The following is a 14,761-nucleotide window of genomic DNA, read 5'->3' as shown; positions in this document are numbered from 1 at the left end:
CTCCCGAGCCCCCGCCACGCCTTCGCCGGCCTCCGGCCCCACGCGCTCCACCGGCCCCAGGACTCACACGCCCCTGTCGGCCTTCAGGGCCCAGGGGCCCACCGGCCTCAGAACTCACGCGCCCCACCGGCCTCAGGACTCGTGTTCCTCCGCGGATCTCAGGACTCGTGTTCCTCGGCGGATCTCAGGACCGGCAGGCCCGCCCCGTCACTTCACCGGCTCCAGGAAGCCCTGCTCCACGAGCAGCCGGATCTGGGCCGGTGTGCGGTCGCGCAGCAGGACCGGGTCCTCGCCGAGCAGCTGGGCGATGGCGTCGAGGATGCGGCCCGCGCTCATCGTGCCGTCGCTCACACCCGCGAAACCGGCACCGATGGTGTCCACCCGGGTGGCCCGGCGCATGCCACGGTTCTGGCGCAGCACCACATGCTCCGGGTCCTCCGCGCCGGGCAGCCCGACCTGCTCCTGCACCACCTCGGCGGCCAGCTTGAAGCGCGCTTCGAGCAGCGCGGCGTCGTCGTGCGCACGGAGATGGCCGAGCCGCTCGAAGTGGGCCCGCACCGTGTCGCCGAGCGGCTGCTCGACCGGATGCGGCCATTCCTCCACCGTGACCGACGGCCGGTCGGCGCCCGACCTGCGCAGCGTGATCCAGCCGAAGCCGACCGCCTTCACGCCACGCGCCTCGAACTCGTCCAGCCAGGCGTCGTACCGCGCCCGGTACTCGGCCGTGTCACCGCGGTGGTCTCCGGCGTCCCGCAGCCACAGCTCGGTGTACTGGTTGACGTCCTGCACCTCGCGCTGCACGATCCAGGCGTCGCACCCACGGGGCACCCACGACCTGAGCCTGTCCTGCCAGTCCTCCCCTTCGACGTGCTGCCAGTTGGCGAGGAACTGCGCGAACCCGCCGTCGCCGAGCCGTTCCCCCGCCTCCTGAACGAGCGTGCGGCACAGATCGTCCCCGCCCATTCCGCCGTCGCGGTAGGTGAGCCGCGCGCCCGGCGAGATCACGAAGGGCGGATTGGACACGATCAGGTCGTACTTCTCGTCCGCGCGGACGGGCGCGAACAGCGACCCCTCCCGCAGATCGGCGGCCGGTACCCCGGAGAGGGCCAGGGTGAGCGCGGTGATGTGCAGCGCGCGCGGGTTGACGTCGGTGGCCGTCACACGCGTGGCGTGCCGAGTGGCGTGCAGCGCCTGGATGCCGGAACCGGTACCGAGGTCCAGCGCGGAGGCGACGGGCGTGCGGACGGTGATACCGGCCAGGGTCGTGGACGCGCCGCCGACGCCGAGGACGACGCCCTCGTGCGCACTGCCGATGCCGCCCGCACCGCCGACCGCGCACCCGAGGTCGGACACGATGAACCAGTCCTCGTCCGCGGGCCCGCCGTACGGCCGTACGTCCACGGTCGCGACGACGTCGTCCTCGCCGGCGCGCGCCAGCCACCCGTCCTCCAGACAGGCGTCGACGGGCAGCACGTCCACCACGCGCGCGTGCGGCACGGGTTGCTGCAACAGGAACAGGCGTACGAGCGTCTCCAGCGGGGTGTCCCCGCGCGTGGCCCGGAAGGCGGGCACGGTCTCGCTGCGGGCCAGCGCCGCGTACGCGGGGGCGCCGAGCAGTTCGAGCAGTCCGTCGGCGGTGAAGGAGGCCCCGAGCAGCGCGTCCCGGAGGCGGGCGGCGGTGTCGGGACGGTCGGACGAGGGCAGGGGCGGCAGGCCGGGGTTACTCACACCCCCATTGTGGCCGTCGCCCGCACCCCGCGCGTGTCGTGACCGCCGCGGCGGTGGCGGTCGTCGGGACCGCCGCGGCGGTCCCGACGACCGCGGGGTGCGGGGTGCGGGCGGCTGTGCGCTGTCGCGCCGTCAGCCCGTCGTGGCCTGCCCCGAACCGGCGGCCGTCTTGCAACTGGCCTGCCGGGCCATCGCCTCGCCGACCTCGCCCTCCTCCAGCGTCTTGAGGGCGTCGTTGCCGCTCTTGCTGAGTTTGTCCAGCTCGGTGGCGATGTCCTTCAGGCCGTCGGCGAACTTCGCCTGGTCGTCCGTGTCGAGCCCGTCGACCTGCTCCTTCAGGGAGGCGTACGACGTGGAGATGCTGTTGAGCTCCTTGACCGCGTCCGTCTGCTTCTTCTCGCCGTTCTCGACGTCCGGCGCCCCCGCCTTGGTCACGGCCGCACCGATCGCCCTGTAGGCGTCGGACATGTCCTGGAAGGCTTTCGAGTCGGTCTTCTGGACCTCTTCCGGGGTGCTGTTGTCCGAGGTCTCCTTCTGGATCGCGGCGTTGGCGGCCTGGATCTTCTTCGCCTGCGGCTGCACCGCGCCGCAGACCTGGTCCGCCCAGGAGTTCAGCTTCTCGTTGTTGTCGTCGCCGCCGCCGCATCCCGTCAGCGCCAGTACCAGTACCGCGCCGCCGGACAGCGCGGCCGCGAGCTTCTTGTTCACCGGATCGGCCCCTTCCATGGCTCCCGGCCCCGGAACATACACGCCAGGTGCGCGACATCTCCCCGTCGAACGTCCGCTAAGATCACTTTTGAAGCCATTTGCACCAGCGAGAGAAGGCTCACGACGGGGGCGCACATCGCACAGTGCGGGCGGGCGACGCGTCGTCAACACGCGCCGCCCGCCCGCACCTTGATCCGGCTTCGGTGACCGGTCCTACGAAACCACCGCCGGATCGGCCGATGTGGAATCCGGTTCGGTATCACCTTCGTCACCCATGGCGATCCCGCGCCGTTTGGACACGTACACGGAGCCGACGATCACCGTCAGGGCGAGAACCGCGATCAGCACCCGCACGCCGACGTTCTTGTCCGCGCCGTAGGAGAACTGGATGACCGCGGGCGCGATGAGCAGCGCCACCAGGTTCATCACCTTCAGCAGCGGGTTGATGGCCGGCCCCGCGGTGTCCTTGAAGGGGTCGCCGACGGTGTCGCCGATGATGGTCGCCTCGTGGGCCTCACTGCCCTTGCCGCCGTGGTGGCCGTCCTCGACGAGCTTCTTGGCGTTGTCCCACGCGCCACCCGAGTTGGCGAGGAACACCGCCATGAGCGTGCCCGAGCCGATCGCGCCCGCCAGGAAGGCGCCGAGCGGTCCGACACCCAGCGTGAACCCGATGAAGATGGGTGCCATCACGGCCAGCAGACCGGGTGTGGCGAGTTCGCGCAGGGCGTCCTTGGTACAGATGTCGACGACCTTGCCGTACTCCGGCTTCTCGCTGTAGTCCATGATCCCGGGCTTCTCGCGGAACTGCCGCCGCACCTCGAAGACCACCGCACCCGCCGACCGCGACACCGCGCTGATCGCCAGCCCCGAGAAGAGGAAGACGACCGCCGCGCCCGCGATGAGACCGACGAGGTTGTTGGGCTGCGAGATGTCCATCATCAGACTCAACGGCGCGCCCTCACCGCTGAGCCGTTCGCCCACGTCCCGCGCGCCGGTGGTGATGGCGTCACGGTACGAGCCGAACAGGGCCGCCGCCGCGAGCACCGCCGTGGCGATGGCGATGCCCTTGGTGATGGCCTTGGTGGTGTTGCCGACGGCGTCCAGGTCGGTGAGTACCTGGGCGCCGGCGCCCTCGACGTCGCCGGACATCTCGGCGATGCCCTGAGCGTTGTCGGAGACCGGCCCGAAGGTGTCCATCGCGACGATCACACCGACCGTGGTGAGCAGGCCGGTGCCGGCCAGCGCCACCGCGAACAGTGCCAGCATGATCGACGTACCGCCGAGCAGGAACGCCCCGTACACGCCGAGACCGATCAGCAGGGCGGTGTAGACGGCCGATTCGAGCCCGAGGGAGACCCCGGCGAGGACGACGGTGGCCGGGCCGGTGAGCGAGGTCTTCCCGATGTCCCTGACGGGGCGCCGGGTGGTCTCGGTGAAGTAGCCGGTGAGCTGCTGGATCAGTGCGGCGAGCACGATGCCGATGGCCACCGCGACGAGCGCGAGGACCCTCGGGTCACCGTCCTTGCCCTGGATCGCCGCGTCGGTGACACCGTCGAGGCCGGCGTACGAGGACGGCAGATAGCTGTACACGGCGATCGCGACCAGGACGAGTGAGATCACCGCGGAGATGAAGAAACCGCGGTTGATCGCGCTCATGCCACTGCGGTCGGCGCGTCTGGGGGCCACCGCGAAGATGCCGATCATCGCGGTGAGCACACCGATCGCGGGCACGAGCAGCGGGAAGGCCAGTCCGGCGTCGCCGAACGCGGCCGAGCCCAGGATCAGCGCGGCCACCAGCGTCACGGCGTACGATTCGAACAGGTCGGCCGCCATGCCCGCGCAGTCGCCGACGTTGTCGCCCACGTTGTCGGCGATGGTCGCGGCATTGCGCGGATCGTCCTCCGGAATGCCCTTCTCGACCTTGCCGACCAGGTCGGCGCCGACATCGGCGGCCTTGGTGAAGATTCCGCCGCCCACCCGCATGAACATCGCGATCAGCGCGGCCCCGAGCCCGAAGCCCTCGAGCACCTTCGGCGCGTCGGCCGCGTACACGAGCACCACGCAGGCGGCACCCAGCAGGCCGAGCCCGACGGTGAACATGCCGACCACGCCGCCCGTACGGAAAGCGATCTTCATCGCTTTGTGCGAGACGGCGGTGAGATCCTTTTCCGGCTCTCCGGGAGCCGGTGTCGCCTCGCGGGCCGCCGCGGCGACTCGCACATTGCTGCGGACGGCGAGCCACATGCCGATATACCCGGTGGCCGCCGAGAACGCCGCTCCGATCAAGAAGAACACCGATCGTCCGGCACGCTGATTCCAGTCGTCCGCGGGCAGCAGCAGAAGCAGGAAGAACACGACGGCGGCGAATACGCCGAGCGTGCGCAGCTGACGGGCCAGATAGGCGTTCGCGCCCTCCTGGACCGCCGCGGCGATCTCCTTCATTTTTTCGGTGCCCTCGCCGGCCGCGAGTACCTGGCGCACCAGGACCCCCGCGACGGCCAGCGCCGCCAGTGCTACGACCCCGATGACCACCACGAGCAGACGGTTGCCGTCGGTCAGCACGGCAGCCGCGAGGGAGATGGGTCGGCCCGGCTGATGTGAGAGGAAAAGCTCCGCCATTCGTCCTCCTTGACGCTTGGGCTGAGCTCAAGATGTGGACGGGATTGTAGATACCCGGAACCTGATCAAAACAGAGTGCGTTAAATGTAAATGGCTGCACATGTTCTTCGCACGATGATCACCCGGCGGCCCGGGGACAGAAATCCGTAATGCCACTGAGGCATGTGACGGGATCATTCACCTGATCAGACCAATGATCCTTTCAGTGATCGCACAAAAACCTCTTCGGCCATCCGGCTGATCGTGAATGGATTCACGCGGTGAAAGGTACCGCGAGCACCCCTCGCGCCGGGACCGCTCCCACCGGGGCCGCCCGGTGGGGCCGGCCCGGGGAGAGAGACGGCCGGGGGGGACGGCCGGCAAAGGAACCACTGCAGGCGCGGGTGATGACACCCGCACATGCCGAAGGGCCCCACGGGTGGGGCCCTTCGACATGAGTCGCTGTTCGGGTGAAGCGAGCGAATCAGGCGATTCGGGTGCAGCCGGGTGAGACCGGTGCAGCCGGGTGAGTCGGATACGTCCGGTCAGCCGAGTCAGACGGGGAAGGTGGTCGGCGGCGTGGTTGACCACCTCATGCGGATCGATCCGCCGTGTTCCCCGGCACTGACCTCGACATCGTCGACGAGCCCGCTGATGACCGCGAGGCCCATTTCGTCCTCCTCGATCTCGGCCCCGGTGCCTCCGGGCGTGTGCCCGCCGGGAGTCGCGTGGGGCGCCTCGTCACCGACCTCGATGGAGAACTGCTTCTCCTCCTCGATCAGCAGCACCTTCACAGGGGCCGAGATTCCGCCGTTCTGGTGCAGTCCGACGGCACGTGTGCACGCCTCACCGACGGCGAGCCGGACCTCGTCGAGGACCGCCTCGTCCACTCCGGCCCTGCGCGCCACCGCTGCCGCCACCAGTCGGGCGGTCCTGACATGCTCGGGCAGCGCGCTGAAGCGGAGCTCAACGGTGGCCATGCATCCCCCTCGCAAACTTCGGGCGTAGCCGTGGGGAGGCACCGGGCCGCCGAAGAGCCCGGTCCTCCTCGTACTTCACTGCTCTCCCGGGCGCGGACGCCCGGGACCGGTGATCAGTCGGTGGCCGCCACCGCTTCCTCGACCGAGGTGTGAATCGGGAACACCTTGGTGAGGCCGGTGATGCGGAAGATCTTGAGAATGCGCTCCTGGTTGCAGACCAGGCGCAACGAGCCCTCATGGGCACGCACACGCTTCAGGCCGCCGACCAGCACGCCGAGTCCGGTTGAATCGAGGAAATCCACACCCTCCATGTCGACGACAAGGTGGAAACTGCCGTCATTCACCAGCTCGACCAGCTGCTCGCGCAGCTTGGGCGCGGTATATACGTCGATTTCGCCACCGACCCTGACGATCGTGCGATCGCCCATGGTCTCGGTCGACAGGGACAGGTCCACGGATCCTCCAGCACCTAGCTATCGAGCGGTCGCCCTTGGGGCATCTCGGCTCAGCCCCCTGGACGGTTCGCCAGCCGCGATGGCATTCAATCACTTACCGGCAGGCGTGCACGACGCCTTGGCCCCATTGTCCGTCATGCCGGTGACACACTCGGTGCCGATGGCCAAGAATCTCCGACCCGATCGGTCCCCGACGGACAGCGCTCCCCGGCCCTCGCCGGGAGCGCTCCTCGGCCGGCTCGCCGCCGGGCCGAGCAGGGCTTCGCGCATTACTCATACGGAGCACTTGCCCCCGCGCGAGGGCCGCCATGCCGTCTGGCCGGACCGGATCCGGGCGGAGGTGCTCGCCGCCGTGCAGGCCGCGGGCATCGACCATCCATGGGCCCACCAGGCACGCGCCGCCGAGCACGCCCTGGACGGCGAATCGGTCGTGGTCGCCACCGGCACCGCCTCCGGCAAGTCCCTGGCATATCTCACACCGGTCCTGTCGGCGCTCCTGGACGGCTCCGAGGCCCCGAACGGCCGCGGTGCGACCGCCCTCTACCTGGCCCCCACGAAGGCCCTGGCGGCCGACCAGTGCCGTGCTGTGAAGGAACTTTCACAACCTCTGGGCCATTCGGTGCGCGCGGCGGTCCACGACGGCGACACTCCGTTCGAGGAACGCGAGTGGATCCGCCAGCACGCCAACTACGTCCTGACCAACCCGGACATGCTGCATCGGGGCATCCTCCCGTCCCACGCCCGCTGGTCCTCCTTCCTGAAGTCCCTGAAGTACGTCGTCATCGACGAGTGCCACACCTACCGGGGCGTCTTCGGCTCGCACGTCGCCCAGGTGCTGCGCCGACTGCGCCGGCTCTGTGCCCGCTACGGCGCCTCGCCCGTGTTCCTTCTCGCTTCGGCGACCGCCGCCGAGCCCGCTGTCGCCGCCCGCCGCCTCACCGGCCTGCCGGTGGTCGAGGTCGCCGACGACGCCTCACCTCGCGGCGAACTGGTGTTCGCTCTCTGGGAGCCTCCGCTGACCGAACTGCACGGCGAGAAGGGCGCCCCCGTCCGCCGTACCGCCACCGCCGAGGCCGCCGACCTGCTGACCGACCTCACCCTGCAGGGCGTCCGCTCGGTCACCTTCGTACGTTCTCGGCGCGGCGCCGAACTGATCTCGGTGATCGCCCAGGAACGCCTGGCCGAGGTCGACCGCTCGCTGGCCCGGCGGGTGGCGGCCTACCGGGGCGGCTATCTCCCCGAGGAGCGCCGCGCCCTCGAACGTGCCCTGCACTCCGGCGAACTCCTCGGACTCGCCGCGACGAACGCCCTGGAACTCGGTGTGGACGTCTCCGGCCTGGACGCCGTGGTGATCGCCGGCTACCCGGGCACCCGGGCCTCCCTGTGGCAGCAGGCGGGCCGTGCGGGACGGTCCGGGCAGGGCGCCCTCGCCGTCATGGTCGCCCGCGACGATCCCCTGGACACCTTCCTCGTCCACCACCCCGAAGCCCTGTTCGACCGGCCCGTGGAATCCACCGTCCTCGACCCCGACAACCCCTATGTGCTCGCCCCGCACCTGTGCGCGGCGGCCGAGGAACTGCCGCTGACGGACGAGGACCTGGAGCTGTTCGGACCCGCCGCCGAGGAGCTCCTGCCGCAGCTGGAGGCCGCGAAGCTGCTCCGCCGCCGGACCAGGGCCTGGCACTGGACCCGTCGGGAACGGGCCGCCGACCTGACCGACATCCGCGGGGAGGGCGGCCGTCCCGTCCAGATCGTCGAGGACGGTACGGGACGGCTGCTCGGCACGGTGGACGCCGGCGCCGCGCACACGACCGTCCACGAGGGCGCGGTCCATCTGCACCAGGGCCGCACGTATCTCGTCCGTTCCCTCGACCTGGAGGACTCCGTCGCCCTGGTCGAGGAGGCCTCCCCGGCCTACACGACGGTCGCCCGCGACACGACGTCGATCTCCGTACTGGAGACGGACACCGAGATCCCGTGGGGCGACGGCCGCCTGTGCTACGGCTCCGTCGAGGTCACCAACCAAGTGGTCTCCTTCCTGCGTCGACGTGTCATCACCGGCGAGGTACTGGGCGAGACCAAACTCGACCTGCCGCCCCGTACGCTGCGCACCCGCGCGGTGTGGTGGACGGTCACCGAGGACCAGCTGGACCGGGCCCGGATCAACCCGGAGATCCTCGGCGGTGCCCTGCACGCCGCCGAGCACGCGTCGATCGGCATGCTGCCCCTCTTCGCGACCTGCGACCGCTGGGACATCGGCGGGGTCTCCGTGCCCCTGCACCCCGACACCTTGCTGCCCACCGTCTTCGTCTACGACGGTCATCCGGGCGGGGCCGGCTTCGCGGAGCGCGCCTTCCACACCGCCGGCGACTGGCTCACCGCCACCCGGCAGGCCATCGCCTCCTGCGAGTGCGAGGCCGGTTGCCCGTCCTGCATCCAGTCCCCCAAGTGCGGGAACGGCAACGAACCGCTGCACAAGCGAGGTGCGGTACGGCTCCTCACGGTGCTGCTGGCGGGTGCACCGGCGAAGGAGACCGTGACGGAGGCGGAGCAGATGGCGGCAGGCCGGACGGACGGCATGGTGGCGGAGGCGAACCGGACAGAGGCAAGCCGGACGGACGGCATGACAGCGGAGGCCGGCCAGGGGTGAGCGGCAGCGGTGGCCGCCACCGGACCGGCCGGCCCCGCCCGCGCCCTGACCTCCGCCTCGAACGGTCCTCGCCCCGCGGCCACCGACACGTCCGAGACCTCGCCCTCGACCGTGCACCGCACCAGGCGCGTACCCTGCGCCCCGGCCACCCGGCGGGCCCGCGCACAGGCCTCCGCCGCACCGTCCATCCACCGGTCCGCCGCCGCCAGCGCGGCGAGGTCCGCACCGCCGGCCGCCCGGTGCCGGACCACGACGGCCTGCCCCAGAGTGAGGACGACGCCGAAGACGACACACAGCACGGCGATGGCCCCGACACTCCAGACGGTCGCGGAGCCCTGGTCGGGGCCTTGCCCGGAGTACCGATGTCGGTCTGGGCACCGGGACGGGTGCCTGCCCCCGTCCCGGTGCCGGCTGCTGTCCCGGCGGAGGCCACGCCCCGGCCCGGCCTCCTGCCCGGCCCGCATGGTGCGCGTCCCACCGCACTCCCCGCCGGCATGACGCTCGGGCCCCCGGTCCGGCGGACCGGCCCCACGCCCACGCCCATGCCCTCGGCCGCGAACCCGGCCGCTCTGCCGTCGCCGCCGGTCACGGATCCCGTGCTTCACGTGTCCGCCCCCGCCGTCTCCTCCACGGCCGCCACCGTTCCCTCCACGGCCGCCACCGCCTCCTCCCGTACTTCGAAGGGCAGCCCGTGCAGTAACGGGGGCCTGGCCACGACGACCACACGAACCTGCGTCGCCTCCCGGCGCACGGTGACCTCCGCGCCGGACGGCGCCGCCCGGCGGGCCACCTCGACGACGGCGCCGGGAGAATCCTGCCGGGCCGCCGCGCGGGCCCCGGTGCGAGCCGCGTCCACGCACCGGATCTGCGCCGCCACCACCAACAGCCCCCACACCAACGCCATCGCGAACATCACCAGCACGGGCAGCACCATCGCCGACTCCGCCGTCACGAAGCCACGGTCCGAGCGCCGTTCACATCCGGCCATCGAGCGCCTGCTCCACGATCTTCGTCAGCGCCGCGGCGACCGGGCCGCTCGTGACCACCTTGTAGAGCACGACGGCGAACGCCACCGCCGCCACGATGCCCATGGCGTACTCGGAAGTGACCATTCCGGAGTCCTTCCGTGCCGCGCGCATCCTGCACACCAGGGCACGCAGCCGCGCCCGTACCACCTGATACATCTCAACCCCCTTATGGAAAGGTTCTGTTGAAAAACCACTCGACTGTCTGTCCGTTTGCCTGTTTGTCCTGCCGCCGTTCTCGGTTCTCTCCCGTCATCGACCACCTCCTCCCAGCACCCCGCCGGCGAGCCCGATCACCACGGGCAGCACGCCGACCGCGACGAAGGCGGGCAGGAAGCACAGACCCACCGGCGCGGTGACCATGACGGCGGCCCGCCGTGCCCGTGCCGTCGCCGCGCGGGCCCACCGAGCACGGGACTCCGCGGCGAGCCGTGCGACGGGCGCGGCCATGGGGAGCCCGGACACGTCGGCCCGTTCCAGCAACCGGGCCAGGGTCGCGGCTCCCGGCACGGCAGCCAGCCGGCGCCAGGCCGCGCCCGGTTCCCCACCGAGCCGCACCTCCGCAGCGCCTCCGGCCAGCGCGTCCCCGACCGGCCCGCCCAGGGCCTCGCCGACCGCCTGCGCGGCGGGCACCGGCCCGGCGCCGGCCGCGATGCAGGCGGCCAGCAGATCGGCGGCAAGGGGGAGTTGTCGCGCCGCACGGGCCGCGGCACGTTCCCGCTCGTGCGCCCCGGACGCCGTCTGCCGCAGGCGCCACCGCCACAGTCCGACGGCTCCGGCCAGCCCCACCAGCACTCCGGCGAGACCGCCCACCAGCGCCCAGCCCGCGCAGACCACTCCCACCGGGGGCAGCCACCCGCGCGCGCCTTCCGGCACCGTGAGGCGTGGCCGGGCCGCCTCCTGTTCCACAGCCAGCGTCCCGGCCAGCCGTCGTCGCAGCCGGCGCTCGCACCGTGCGTGGCGCAGCCACCAGGCCGGCCAGCCGAGTGCCGTCGCCACCCCCACGACGACCCCCAGCCCGTGGAAAACGTCACCGCTCATGTCGTCGCATCCTCGGCACCCCGCATGATCCGCAGCACCCACCACAGCCCCAGCCCTTCCAGGACCCCGCCGGCCACGAGGCAGCCGAGCCCCGACGGGGTGTGCAGGAGGATGTGCAGGGGGTCCGCCCCGAGGGCCGCGCCGAGCCCCAGCCCCAGGACGGGGAGCCCCGCGAGCATCACCGCGGTGGCGCGGGCGCCGGCCAACTGGGCGCGCAGGTCGGCCCGCTGGTCCCGTTCGGCACGCAGCGCAGCTTCCAGCCGGTCGAGTCCGGCCGCGAGTCCCGCCCCCTGGTCCACGGCGACCCGCCAGCATGCCGCGAGCCCGCGAAGCCCTTCGGCGCCCGGCTGCCTCGCCGCCACCACGAGCCCGTCCGGGACATCCCCGCCGAAGCGTGCGGCCGCCAGCACCGCCGCCTGGGTGTCGCCGAGCCCGCCGGAGTCACGCGCGGCCGGTGGCAGCGCCTCACCCGGCTGCCGCCCCGCGCGCACCTCCCCGGCGAGGGCCCCGCACAGCGCGATCACCGCGTCGTTCCTGCGCTCACGGACCCGGCGCTCCCCAGCGGCCAGCCGCACCCGCCGCAGCAGCGGCACCCCCACCGCGCCCGCGACGAACGGCAGCACCGATGTGCCCAGCAGCGCCAGTACCGTCCCGGTGGCCAGGGCCCACCATTCGGCGCTCAGCCGCCCCCGGATGCGCCCCCACACTCGGATCACCCCGGGCCATCCCGGCGGCCCGCTCCCGACCGGTCCCCCACCGGCCAGCAGCAGCCGTGCCCGCCGGGCTCCGGCCCGTCGGCCGCCCAGCAGCCAGGCGGCGGCCCCGAGGCACACCGTGGCCGTCCCCATCGACATTCCGGCAGTCCCGTTCACCCTCGGTCCCCTCTCGGCATCTGCCGCTCCCACCGGTTCGACGGCCCCTCGTTCATGTACTGATCTCCCAAAGGCCGCTCTTTCGCGAGCCGGCCTTCCAGGAGCCGCCCCCTCACGGCCCGCCGCCGTCGCCGGTGTTCCGGAGCAGTGCCCGCAGCCGATCCCACCCCCGCTCGGGGACGAACGCGTCAGGGCCCCAGCGCAGCGCGGGCACCGTCCGCACCAGCCCCGACGGGTCCCGTTCCAGCACGTGCACCTCGGCGATCCGCCGTCGTCCGGCCCGGTCACGGACGAGGTGCAGCACCACGGACAGGGCTGCCGACAGTTGGCTGTGCAGCCCGAAACGGTCGAGCCCGGCCGCCGTGCCGAGCGCTTCCAGCCGGGCGGGCACGTCCGCGGCGGCATTGGCATGAACGGTCCCGGCGCCTGCGTGTCCGGTGTTGAGGGCTGCCAGCAGATGGACCACCTCGGGGCCGCGCACCTCACCCACGACCAGCAGGTCCGGCCGCATCCGCAGCGCCTGGCGCACCAGGTCCTCGAGCGTGACGAGTCCGGCGCCCTCCTGGTTCGCGGGCCGGGTCTCCAGGCGTACGACGTGCGGGTGGTCGGGTCGCAGTTCGGCCGAGTCCTCGGCGAGGACGATCCGCTCGTCCGGACCGACCAGCCCCAGCAATGCGCTGAGCAGGGTCGTCTTGCCGGTCCCGGTGCCGCCGCTGACCAGGAAGGACAGTCGCGCGCCGAGCAGCGCGCGCAGGATCCGCTCGCCGCCCGGTGGCACCGTGCCCGCCGCCGTCAGTTCGTCCAGGGTGAAGGCGCGGGGCCGTACGACGCGCAGCGACAGGCAGGTGCAGCCGACGGCCACCGGGGGCAGCACGGCATGCAGCCGCGTCCCGTCGGCCAGCCGCGCGTCGACCCAGGGCCGGGCGTCGTCCAGGCGCCGGCCTGCCACGGCGGCGAGCCGCTGGGCGAGCCTGCGTACGGCCACCGCGTCCGGGAAGGAGACGCCCGTCAGCTCCAGCCCGCCGCCCCGGTCCACCCAGACCCGGTCGGGTGCCGACACGAGCACATCGGTGACCGACCGGTCGGCGAGGAGCGGATCCAGCGGGCCGCTGCCGATCAGTTCGGACCGCAACTGTTCCGCGGTGCCCAGCACCTCGGCGGCGCCGAGCACCCGCCCCTGCTCCCGCAGTGCCTGCGCCACCCGCGCGGGCGTCGGTTCGGACCCGCTCTCCGCGAGCCACCGCCGTACCCCGTCGAGCAGTCCGGCAGGCATGTGGGGTGCGCCCTCCGGCGCGCTCTGCGACGTACCGGGCATCCTTCCCGCCACCGGCGCCCCGGCCCCGTGCCCCGCCGCCACCGCGCTCCGGGAGCCCGCAGCAGCCGCACCGCCATCCCCGACACCCGCCGGAGCCATGCCCCCGAACCCAGCCGGCGGCACTCCCCACGGCTCCACGGGTACCGTGCTCTCCCGGCCGTCCGCCGGCATCCCGTGCGGCCCATCCGGCCTCTGAAGCCCTCTGATGTTCACGCGGCCCTCGCCTCCACCAGCGCCCGCTCCCAGAACTCCTTGCAGAAGCGGGCCAACGGGCTCCTGCCGGACGCCCCGGGCGGCCGTCCCGAGCCCGGCGGGTGCTGCAGGCCGGGCTCGAGGGGCACGTCGCCTACGAGGGGCAGTCCGAGCAGCCTGGCCACCTCACGGTCGTCGAGACCGGGTGCGTACGGCCCGCGCACCGCCACCCGCAGGTCGCGCAGGACCATGCCGACGACGGAGGCGACGCGTCCGGCCGCCGCGACGGCCCGCAGTTCGGCGGGGACCACCAGGAGTCCGAGGTCGAGTTGCGCGAGGACCTCGGCCACCCCGCTGTCGACACGCCGCGGCAGGTCGACCACGACCGTGCCGCCCCCGCGCCGGGCCGCGGCGAGCACGGCGCGTACGGCCTGCGGCGGTACGGTGACGCAGTCGCCGCGATCCCAGCTGAGCACTCGCAGGGAGTGCAGTTCGGGCAGCGACTCCTCCAGGGCTCCGCCACCGACCCGCCCCCGCGAGGCGGCGAAAGCGGGCCAGCGCAGCCCTTCCGCCGTTTCGCCGCCGAGGACCACGTCGAGTCCGCCACCCAGCGGATCCGCGTCCACCAGGAGAGTGCGCAGCCCTTCACGCGCCGAAGTGACGGCGAGCGCGCACGCGAGCGTGGAGGCCCCGGCCCCGCCCCGGCCACCGAGGACACCGACGGTCAGGGCCGGCCGGCCGACGCCCTCGGCCACATCGGCGATGCGGTCGACCAGCCACTGCTCACCGTCGGGCAGCATCAGCACATGGTCGGCGCCGATCTCGACGGCCCGGCGCCAGACCCCTGGGTCGTCCTGGTCGCGGCCGACCAGCACCACTCCGCGCCGCCGCGCGGCACCGCGCACACGCCGCGCGGCGTCGTCACCGACGAGGACGAGTGGTGCGGCTTCCCAGCTGCCCCGCTGTTCCGGTACCCCGTGATGGACCTCCGGGGTGGCACCGGCCGCCGCGCACAGGCGCAGCAGGTCGTCGAGAAGCCCGGCGTCCTCGGTGACGATCAGCGGTCCGCCCGGCCTGCCTCCTCCGGCGGCGGGCGGCGGATCGTGTGTGACGGTTCCTGCCATTTCCTTCCCCCTTCGTCGCATCTCCCGATGCCTCTGCGGCCCCGCGATTCCCCAACGTGTGAGAACCGGCAAG

General features: G+C 72.4%; 12 protein-coding genes and 1 pseudogene. 1 reads left to right on the top strand and 12 read right to left on the bottom strand.

All coding sequences use genetic code 11. The annotated features are described in order from the left end of the window. Positions 1-207: 207 nt before the first annotated feature. The 5 genes from V4Y04_RS20395 to bldG all read right to left on the bottom strand — a co-directional run bounded on the left by V4Y04_RS20395 (position 208) and on the right by bldG (position 6,469). Positions 208-1,728: a class I SAM-dependent methyltransferase gene (locus V4Y04_RS20395; protein WP_332429625.1), complete on the bottom strand. Its 1,521-nt coding sequence runs from the start codon at positions 1,726-1,728 to the stop codon at positions 208-210. A 132-nt stretch (positions 1,729-1,860) separates the two neighbouring features. Beyond that, the gene (locus tag V4Y04_RS20390; RefSeq protein WP_332429624.1) at positions 1,861-2,454 is read right to left on the bottom strand and encodes a small secreted protein; all 594 of its coding nucleotides are present in this window, start codon (positions 2,452-2,454) and stop codon (positions 1,861-1,863) included. A 195-nt stretch (positions 2,455-2,649) separates the two neighbouring features. Next, complete coding sequence (locus V4Y04_RS20385; protein ID WP_332429623.1) at positions 2,650-5,055, bottom strand: sodium-translocating pyrophosphatase; 2,406 nt, start codon at positions 5,053-5,055, stop codon at positions 2,650-2,652. 533 nt (positions 5,056-5,588) lie between these two features. Further along, positions 5,589-6,014: an ATP-binding protein gene (locus tag V4Y04_RS20380; protein ID WP_332429622.1), complete on the bottom strand. Its 426-nt coding sequence runs from the start codon at positions 6,012-6,014 to the stop codon at positions 5,589-5,591. A 113-nt stretch (positions 6,015-6,127) separates the two neighbouring features. Then, entirely contained in the window at positions 6,128-6,469 is a 342-nt protein-coding gene (bldG, locus tag V4Y04_RS20375; RefSeq protein WP_003991900.1) for an anti-sigma factor antagonist BldG, read from the bottom strand. Positions 6,470-6,548: 79 nt separating this feature from the next. Here bldG and V4Y04_RS20370 point away from each other — a divergent pair, with 79 nt between their 5' ends. Continuing rightward, a complete protein-coding gene (locus tag V4Y04_RS20370) occupies positions 6,549-9,119 on the top strand; it encodes a DEAD/DEAH box helicase (protein WP_332429621.1) in 2,571 nt (856 codons plus the stop codon). An 89-nt stretch (positions 9,120-9,208) separates the two neighbouring features. On the opposite strand, the pseudogene V4Y04_RS20365 reads toward V4Y04_RS20370, so the two are convergent. From V4Y04_RS20365 to ssd, 7 genes and pseudogenes are all read right to left on the bottom strand, one after another. Beyond that, a pseudogene (locus tag V4Y04_RS20365) lies at positions 9,209-9,583 on the bottom strand (Rv3654c family TadE-like protein); the annotation flags it as partial. 137 nt (positions 9,584-9,720) lie between these two features. Then, positions 9,721-10,107, bottom strand: a complete 387-nt coding sequence (locus V4Y04_RS20360) for a TadE family type IV pilus minor pilin (RefSeq protein WP_332429620.1) — start codon at positions 10,105-10,107, stop codon at positions 9,721-9,723. Further along, positions 10,094-10,303 (bottom strand): DUF4244 domain-containing protein, encoded by a 210-nt coding sequence (locus tag V4Y04_RS20355; protein WP_332429619.1) that lies wholly within the window; start codon positions 10,301-10,303, stop codon positions 10,094-10,096. The genes V4Y04_RS20360 and V4Y04_RS20355 overlap by 14 nt, the downstream gene beginning before the upstream one ends. A gap of 93 nt (positions 10,304-10,396) precedes the next feature. Next, positions 10,397-11,185, bottom strand: a complete 789-nt coding sequence (locus V4Y04_RS20350; protein ID WP_332429618.1) for a type II secretion system F family protein — start codon at positions 11,183-11,185, stop codon at positions 10,397-10,399. Beyond that, positions 11,182-12,033, bottom strand: coding sequence for a type II secretion system F family protein (locus V4Y04_RS20345; protein WP_332432930.1), 852 nt, complete (start codon positions 12,031-12,033; stop codon positions 11,182-11,184). The genes V4Y04_RS20350 and V4Y04_RS20345 overlap by 4 nt, the downstream gene beginning before the upstream one ends. A gap of 136 nt (positions 12,034-12,169) precedes the next feature. Beyond that, on the bottom strand, positions 12,170-13,372 hold the full coding sequence (locus tag V4Y04_RS20340; protein WP_332429617.1) for a TadA family conjugal transfer-associated ATPase: 1,203 nt from the start codon (positions 13,370-13,372) through the stop codon (positions 12,170-12,172). A 209-nt stretch (positions 13,373-13,581) separates the two neighbouring features. Then, positions 13,582-14,688, bottom strand: a complete 1,107-nt coding sequence (ssd, locus tag V4Y04_RS20335; RefSeq protein ID WP_332429616.1) for a septum site-determining protein Ssd — start codon at positions 14,686-14,688, stop codon at positions 13,582-13,584. Positions 14,689-14,761: the final 73 nt, after the last annotated feature.

The sequence above is a fragment of the Streptomyces sp. P9-A2 genome, assembly GCF_036634175.1.
GTDB classification, from domain to species: domain Bacteria; phylum Actinomycetota; class Actinomycetes; order Streptomycetales; family Streptomycetaceae; genus Streptomyces; species Streptomyces pratens.
This window is presented reverse-complemented; position numbering and strand designations above follow the sequence as displayed.

Bases quoted from the DNA above. Each gene is read 5' to 3' on its own strand.
- V4Y04_RS20390 (WP_332429624.1), bottom strand. From the start codon at position 2,454: ATGGAAGGGGCCGATCCGGTGAACAAGAAGCTCGCGGCCGCGCTGTCC.
- V4Y04_RS20385 (WP_332429623.1), bottom strand. From the start codon at position 5,055: ATGGCGGAGCTTTTCCTCTCACATCAGCCGGGCCGACCCATCTCCCTC.
- V4Y04_RS20380 (WP_332429622.1), bottom strand. From the start codon at position 6,014: ATGGCCACCGTTGAGCTCCGCTTCAGCGCGCTGCCCGAGCATGTCAGG.
- V4Y04_RS20370 (WP_332429621.1), top strand. From the start codon at position 6,549: ATGGCATTCAATCACTTACCGGCAGGCGTGCACGACGCCTTGGCCCCA.
- V4Y04_RS20360 (WP_332429620.1), bottom strand. From the start codon at position 10,107: ATGGCCGGATGTGAACGGCGCTCGGACCGTGGCTTCGTGACGGCGGAG.
- V4Y04_RS20355 (WP_332429619.1), bottom strand. From the start codon at position 10,303: ATGTATCAGGTGGTACGGGCGCGGCTGCGTGCCCTGGTGTGCAGGATG.
- V4Y04_RS20350 (WP_332429618.1), bottom strand. From the start codon at position 11,185: ATGAGCGGTGACGTTTTCCACGGGCTGGGGGTCGTCGTGGGGGTGGCG.
- V4Y04_RS20345 (WP_332432930.1), bottom strand. From the start codon at position 12,033: ATGGGGACGGCCACGGTGTGCCTCGGGGCCGCCGCCTGGCTGCTGGGC.
- V4Y04_RS20340 (WP_332429617.1), bottom strand. From the start codon at position 13,372: ATGCCCGGTACGTCGCAGAGCGCGCCGGAGGGCGCACCCCACATGCCT.
- ssd (WP_332429616.1), bottom strand. From the start codon at position 14,688: ATGGCAGGAACCGTCACACACGATCCGCCGCCCGCCGCCGGAGGAGGC.